A 7,222-nucleotide genomic window follows, 5' to 3' on the forward strand; every position below is an offset into this window, starting at 1 on the left:
CATCATATAGAGCAAGTTTATAGTTTATTTTATCTAAATTAAAATATAGCTCTCTTATGCTTTTCTCAATTTCTTTTTTATGATGGAGCATCATCATTTTTCGTTCCGAAATCGTCGAATCTCCTTCTTTATACAAGTAGACATACTTCTGAATTTGAGCAATCGGCATTCCTGTTGCTCTAAGCGCAGTAACGAAGTGAATCCAGCTTAAATCATTTTCGTCATATAACCGCTTCCCATTTTCATTTCTCTTCACATGCGGAAGCAGCCCCTCCTTTTCGTAATATCGAAGTGTGGGAGCCGCTATTCCTGTCAATTCAGTCACTTTCTTTATAGTCAACATAAATAAAACTCATCACCTCCTATTAAAGTAAACTTTAATTGATTTTTTGGCAAATCTAATTAAAAACCAAATTGACGCTGTAAAAAGAAGAGAAAAATATGATGAAATCAAATATTTCACTGGTTCAATTATACACTAATTTTTTCAGTGAAAATGTCTTGACTTAAAGTAAACTTTATCATCTATGATAACAATGCAATTAAAAAATGAGTTCTGGAAGGATGAAGTTACAATGAATAATATCTCAATCGTCACTGGTGGTAGCCGTGGACTTGGTCGCAATACTGCCATCAGTATTGCCCGTCATGGCGGTGACGTCATCTTGACCTATCGTAGCCAAGCAGAAGAAGCAAAGTCTGTTGTTGCTGAGATCGAATCTTTGGGTCGTAAAGCAGTGGCATTACAACTTGATGTTGGAAATATTGCCAGCTTTGCGGCCTTTGCTGAGACAGTACGTTCGACCCTGCGGTCAACGTGGGATAGTGACACTTTCGATCATTTAGTGAATAATGCCGGCCACGGAGAAATGATAGACTATGCCGAAACTACTGAAGCTCAGTTCGACGGCCTGTTTAATGTGCATGTCAAAGGCGTATTTTTCTTGACCCAGGCTCTTCTGCCGCTTCTTGCAGATGGTGGTCGTATCGTGAACTTCTCATCGGGACTCACTCGCGTTTCTTATCCTGGCTTCTCTGCCTATTCCGCCGCAAAGGGTGCGGTCGAGATTCTAACCATCTATTTGGCCAAAGAACTTGGTCACCGAGGTATAACCGCCAATACTATTGCACCTGGTGCAATCGAAACCGATTTTCTAGGAGGTTCTGTACGCGACATACCTGCTTACAATGACACGTTTGCCTCGATGACTGCCCTTGGTCGAGTCGGCGTACCCGAGGACATTGGTCCTGCAGTCGCCAACCTACTTGGATCCGACAATCGCTGGATTAATGCACAGAGAATCGAAGTTTCGGGTGGTCAGAATATCTGATCGCAAGTAATAGCAGCAAAGACAATCCGTGAAACTAGAGCTGTTGCCGAACGAATACGACCATATTGTGTGTCTAAGGATAGTGTCAGCTATGCTTCCTATGATCCACTCTATTCCAACTATTCTATCCTTAGTTCAAGAAGCAAAGGCAGCCGATCTCTTGGTCGACTGCCTTTGCTTTTTTAGGGGTATCTTTTCCTGATAATTCAATAAACCAGCCAATAGATCAACAATCAATATCATGAGTAATAACGATTTTGCGTTACCCCTACCTTGCCTACATATCCACCTTTTGCATATTGCCGCGCTTTTGCAGTGATTTCATTTTGAGGTTTACAAGTGCAATACCTATGATAATTAGAATAAGTCCCACCACCATCTTGGTCGTAATCGTTTCTCCCAAAAAGAGAACGCTGATCACGATCGCAATGAGCGGGACCAGAAAATTAAACGATCCGATTTTGCCGGCTTCGCCCGATCTGACAAGCAGAAAGAAAACGAGCCAGGTCAAGGCCGTACAGAAGATTGCAATAACCGATAAAGTCGAGATAAACGTTTGGTGCCAAGCGATATCCGTCCAGTTTTCAACGGTAGTACCCGCTATCAACAAAACAATTCCACCAAAAATCATCTGAAGGGTAGTCAACCAGATTGCATCGACTTTAGTAGATGTTTTCTTCATATAAATCGTACCGAATGTCCAAGTAATCGTGCTGGCTAAACCAAGCAAGATACCAACGGTCGAAATATTTCCAGAGCCATCGTTTATGCTGATAACAGCGACTCCTATAAAGCCTAGAACCAAGCCGACTATTTTGAAAGCGTTCATGGATTCGCCTAACCACAACCAAGCTCCGATTCCGAGAAGAACGGGCTGCATGAACACGATCGTCGAAAATAGACCGGCAGGCATCATATTCAGTCCGAACGTTTGAAAACCGAAAAAGAGAATGATATTCAGTAATCCGGAGATTAGGTAAATATGCCAAGTATGCTTCAAATTAAGATATCTATAACGCGGCAAAGCGAAAAGAAGCAGAATGAGACCTCCGATCGTGATCCTCAAGCCGGCAAAAAGCAATGGGGGTGCAAACTCGAGTGCATATTTGGACAACGGCCAGTTCACTCCCCACATTGCGACTAAAAAGGTTAACAGGATAACAGTAAGTGTTCGCGAAAGTTGCATTTATCTTCAGCGCTCCTTTGTGTAATGGTGATTACCATGGTACAATAGATCAACTTATAAATAAAATGCATGTTTATTATGAAGGAGATATCATAATTGTTATGACACATTCGCAATTGATGTTGTTTGTGAAAATAGTCGAGACTGGTAGCTTTACCAAAGCCGGTGAGCAATTAAATATGACACAACCTGCCGTCAGCCGAGCCATCTCAACGCTTGAATCGGAATTAGGAGTCACTCTCATGATTCGTGAACGAAAAAGCGGGGTTATCCTCACCGATATCGGCTTGCGCTTGCTTGCCATATTCAGAGAGATTTTGCATGGTTACAATAAGGTAGAGCAGGAGGTAACCGCTGAAAAAGGGTTTGAAGTTGGCACCGTTCGTGTCGGGGTGTTCCCGATTGTGTCCGCGCACTTCTTGCCAAAATTATTGCGAATCATTGGGGAGAAGCATCCGGGGCTGACATTTGAACTGTTTGAAGGAACCATCGAAGAGATTAAAAAATGGCTAGAATCCAGAATAATCGATGTCGGTTGGATTATACCGCCGGGCAACGAGCTTGAAACGATTCCGTTCTTTCGAGATGAATTATGCCTGGTCCATCGGGATGATCATCCCTTGCAAAGCCGCCAAACCATTCATATTACGGATCTGGATAATGAACCTATGATTGTGTGCAAAGGCGGGTTTGTAACGCCGATTTTTGAGCTATTTAAGCAATTCCGAACCACGTTGTACGCCAAATATAACGGTCACAACATAAATACGGCGTTGAGCATGATTCAAGAAGGCTTGGGAATCTCGATCGTATCGAAAACTTCTTTGTCGCTATCTACACTGCCACCTAATGTCCGCATCCGGACCATTAATCCGCAGCCCTATAGAGACATTCACTTGGCAGTTCCTTCATTAAAGGAGGCTTCACACGGGGTGAAACTGTTCCTCCAGACTGCAAAGGAGCTTTATTTATCCGGGGATCGGTTCCACTAATGTTCAATTATCGCGCATGGCAGAAGATTCAGTTCCCCAAATAATTAGTATTTTTAAAATCCTCAGCAATAGTTCTTTCTGTACTAGTTCGATTTCGAATATCAATGCTTAAGACATCTTGTTCTATTAGCATTTTGTTCAGCATTTAAAGGCAAAAGCATAGATGTAGCTGTAGCGATGAGTGGTTCATAGTTGATTACAAAGGCCAAAGTAGATGAAAATTAGAGGAACAAACCGTTTAAACAAGACATTCCCTCCAGTATTTTGTGTATTATACCCTTGTTTTATTAAACTCTCCTGTCCGTTAGCTTAACGGATATTGCATGGATACATAGTTAGATGCTTTTCTAATCGGCAATCGGTACAAGTTCTTGTCCTTGGCTCGGGACAAGAACTTGTACCGATAGAACAAAAAAGCCGCTAAATTAGCGACTTTCAATGGGAACATGATCCTGTCCCCCGGCATAAATCTTTCTCTCCACCCCACTGAACAAAATTTTGCCCTACTTCTGGTAAGGTTCCCCGTATCATCTATAGCGCAGTTTGGTGCGACTAAACGGATGGGCGGTTCTTAGTTCCTACTTCTCCTGCTCCTTTATCACCTGCTCAATCCCGAGCAGAATCAACTTCAAGCCGAACTCGAACGCCTTGTCGGTCCCCATCAGTTCGAACAGCCCGTTCGTGAACATTCTCCGGAACAGTCCCGCATCCGTCTCGCTCATAGAATCCAGAAGGCGAGTCATTTCCTCACCCGGAAGCGCCCCCGCTCCATGGTCCTTAAGAATCGCGGAGACATTGCGCTGGTGCTCATAATCATCCAGAACGAAGTTGAAGACATAATTCATAATCGTAAGTACCGTTTGTATTTTTTGCTCTTGCTCAAGCGGCGTCGATTCCACGCAGAGCAACGTACGGTTGGTGAACCGGATGATGTCCGGTTCGTGGGGCAGCGTCGACATCATGAGCTGCGTGGAGCAGGGATACCGGCTGAGCACGCTTCGGACCGTTACCGCAAGTCCCTTCAGCTGCTCCTTCCAGTCCCCCTCGGAGCGGTACTCATCCAGAATGATTTTCGATACCTGGTTGGCCAGTCGCTGGTAGAGATTCTGCTTGCTCTTAAAGTACCAGTATATAGATGGAGCCTGAATCCCTAGCCTAACGGCCAATCGTCTCATGCTGAATTTCTCGATCCCCTCCTCACCAAGTAACTCCCACGAGGCTTCCAAAATCCTATCCTCCGAAATCTGAGGTTGCTGTTTTTTCATCGTTATCCGCCCTTTATCTAACAGTGTAAGTTTATACTTTACAGGTTCATAGGATCATGATATCATCTAACACTGTAAGGTTCAATCTAACACTGTAAGATTGAACCCAAAATAAATAAAGAAAGTAGTGACCCGCATGGATGCAGAAAACCTCCATTACTTTGAAAAAGCCCCGGTCGCAAAAGCCGTAGCTCATTTCGCTGTACCTATGATGCTAGGCACGTCAATGAGTGTCATCTATTCCATCTTGAATGCCTATTTCCTTGGTACACTTCACAATACCGCCATGTTAACCGCACTCGCGTTAACCTTGCCGTTATTCGCAATTATTATGGCGCTAGGCACCTTGATTGGCATGGGTAGCGGTACATTCATCTCCCGTTTGCTCGGTGAGAAAAAATATGATGATGTAAAGCAAGTATCTTCATTCGCTTTTTACAGCAGTTTGGTTCTCGGTCTAATTGTGATGGCCGTCGGTCTTCCGTTGCTCGATCCTATCATTTATGGCCTGGGGGCAACGCTTGACTCCTTTGGATACACGAAGGACTATGTCACGATTATGCTTATCGGTTCACCAATCGTCGTATTATTCTTCACGCTCGAGAATATCGTGCGCTCGGAGGGTGCAGCGATCACATCGATGATCGGTATGATTCTCAGTGTGGTCGTCAATATTATTCTCGATTCGTTCGTCATCTTCGTGTTTCATTGGGATGTGATTGGCGTTGCGTCTGCTACGGTCATTTCCAACTTGGTTGCGAGTGCATTCTACGCCTTCCATATTGGATACAAGAGCCAATTCTTAACCGTCTCCGTAAAATGGTTCAAGGCTTCCAAGGAGATTCTGAGCAATGTATTCAAAATCGGAGTTCCCGTCTTTATTATGAGTATCTTTTTGGGTGCAATGTCGCTCATCTTAAATCGTTTTCTTATTGAATATGGAGATCCGGCCGTAGCGGCTTACGGAATTTCATCACGTTTATTGCAATTTCCTGAGTTTGTTTTGATGGGCTTATGCGAGGGAGTCGTGCCGCTCATTGCCTTTTCCTTTACAGCGAATAAATTACGGATGAAGCAAACCATTGGATTTACAATCAAAACGATTGTGGCGTTAGCCATCGTATTCGGTGTCATCGTCTATCTGATTTCCGACCACTTAATCGGTTTATTTACGAATGACCCGCAATTAATTGAAATGGGCAGCTACATTTTGCATGTGACATTCTTATCCTTGTTCATTACAGGAATGACCACGTTGTTTACGGGGATTTTCCAAGCAACAGCGCAAGGAACGGCCGCGTTTATTATGTCCGTTATTCAAGGAGTTACTCTGATTCCTGTGCTCTATATCGCCAATTGGATGAACGGCTTCCACGGGGTGATCTGGTCGCTCGTCATTGCGGATGCCGTCGCATTCCTTGTCGGCGCCATCATGCTGTATGTTTTGCGGAACAAATTGCAGCCGGATTTGGATCGTTTAGTACAGTAGAATCCGATACCTTAACACGCAAGAAGGCAGGATAAAGGCAACTCATGCTCCTGCCTTTTCTAGATAAGGTGAAGCAGAAAGTTTCGCCTTCACATGTAGTAAGACTCAACGAGTTTGATCTTCAATTATCCTGCCCGTTAGCTTAATGAAATTGCATGGAAACATAGTTAGATACTTATCTAATCGGTAATAGGCTCATGTTCTTGTCCATTACGGCAATCGGTACAAGTTCTTGTCTTTGGCGAACCTTAGCCTAGCAAAGGTTCTTCCTTTTCTTTCATGATTTTATATCAGCTTCCAATTCCAAGATGTTTTACATTCTACTGCCTCTATGGTTGCTCTATATGTTTCAACACAACCAAAAATTCCTCTAAGAAGCTATGCTTGATAATCTACAGGTTTTTGTTACCTTGCTCCTGTTTGATCCGATTCATGAGATTCAAAATATCCTCCATTTCGGTCAGTTCACCTTCATGTCTGTCAATAATTGTACCCTCCTCATCGATCAGCAGTGTTAGCGGCATGCCGACCACTTGATATGCTTGTTTAATTTTGAGGTCGCTGTCCATGACGATAGGAAATTCGAGTTCATAACGTTCAACGAATTTTTGAACTGCTCCTGATTTCTCACCAACGTTAACTGCAAGCATATCAACGCCTGCAAGCTTATATGCCTCGTTCAGTAGCGGCAGTTCATTGACACAAGGATTACACCAAGATGCCCAGAAATTGATTAATACGCGTTTACCTTTATAATCCGTTAATCGTACTTGTTTCCCCTCAAGATCCATTGAGGAAAACGGCGGTGCGATATCCCCCACACCGGCATGACTTTGGGGAGCGTCTTGGAATCGGAATACTGCATATACTCCACCGAGTAGGATAACAACCAATAACAAATACTGAATGATTCTGCGTATTATAATATTCAATATAAACTCCTCGCCCACTATGTAGAC

The 7,222-nt window shown here is 43.5% G+C and carries 8 protein-coding genes; 3 read left to right on the plus strand and 5 right to left on the minus strand.

Translation table 11 applies throughout. The features are described from left to right. Nucleotides 1-343: MerR family transcriptional regulator (locus DP091_RS30960; protein WP_113061839.1), on the minus strand; the 343-nt coding region annotated here is incomplete at its 3' end. A 232-nt stretch (nt 344-575) separates the two neighbouring features. Between DP091_RS30960 and DP091_RS30965 the strand changes: the two genes are divergently transcribed. Then, nucleotides 576-1,331, plus strand: coding sequence for an SDR family NAD(P)-dependent oxidoreductase (locus tag DP091_RS30965; protein WP_113061840.1), 756 nt, complete (start codon nt 576-578; stop codon nt 1,329-1,331). Between the two features lie 277 nt (nt 1,332-1,608). Here the strand turns inward: DP091_RS30965 and DP091_RS30970 are convergent, their stop codons facing one another. After that, on the minus strand, nt 1,609-2,517 hold the full coding sequence (locus DP091_RS30970; protein WP_113061841.1) for a DMT family transporter: 909 nt from the start codon (nt 2,515-2,517) through the stop codon (nt 1,609-1,611). 101 nt (nt 2,518-2,618) lie between these two features. Here DP091_RS30970 and DP091_RS30975 point away from each other — a divergent pair, with 101 nt between their 5' ends. Beyond that, nucleotides 2,619-3,509: a LysR family transcriptional regulator gene (locus DP091_RS30975; protein ID WP_113061842.1), complete on the plus strand. Its 891-nt coding sequence runs from the start codon at nt 2,619-2,621 to the stop codon at nt 3,507-3,509. A 304-nt stretch (nt 3,510-3,813) separates the two neighbouring features. Here DP091_RS30975 and DP091_RS31550 read toward each other — a convergent pair whose 3' ends face one another. Both DP091_RS31550 and DP091_RS30980 read right to left on the minus strand, forming a co-directional pair. Further along, on the minus strand, nt 3,814-3,957 hold the full coding sequence (locus DP091_RS31550) for a hypothetical protein (RefSeq protein WP_181469971.1): 144 nt from the start codon (nt 3,955-3,957) through the stop codon (nt 3,814-3,816). 130 nt (nt 3,958-4,087) lie between these two features. Beyond that, nucleotides 4,088-4,774, minus strand: coding sequence for a TetR/AcrR family transcriptional regulator (locus DP091_RS30980; protein ID WP_113061843.1), 687 nt, complete (start codon nt 4,772-4,774; stop codon nt 4,088-4,090). Nucleotides 4,775-4,910: 136 nt separating this feature from the next. Between DP091_RS30980 and DP091_RS30985 the strand changes: the two genes are divergently transcribed. Continuing rightward, a complete protein-coding gene (locus DP091_RS30985; RefSeq protein ID WP_113061844.1) occupies nt 4,911-6,263 on the plus strand; it encodes an MATE family efflux transporter in 1,353 nt (450 codons plus the stop codon). 392 nt (nt 6,264-6,655) lie between these two features. Here DP091_RS30985 and DP091_RS30990 read toward each other — a convergent pair. Then, on the minus strand, nt 6,656-7,222 hold a 567-nt coding region (locus tag DP091_RS30990; protein WP_258394770.1), incomplete at its 5' end, for a redoxin domain-containing protein.

The organism is Paenibacillus sp. MDMC362 (assembly GCF_003269305.1).
In the GTDB taxonomy this organism is placed as follows: domain Bacteria; phylum Bacillota; class Bacilli; order Paenibacillales; family Paenibacillaceae; genus Paenibacillus_AQ.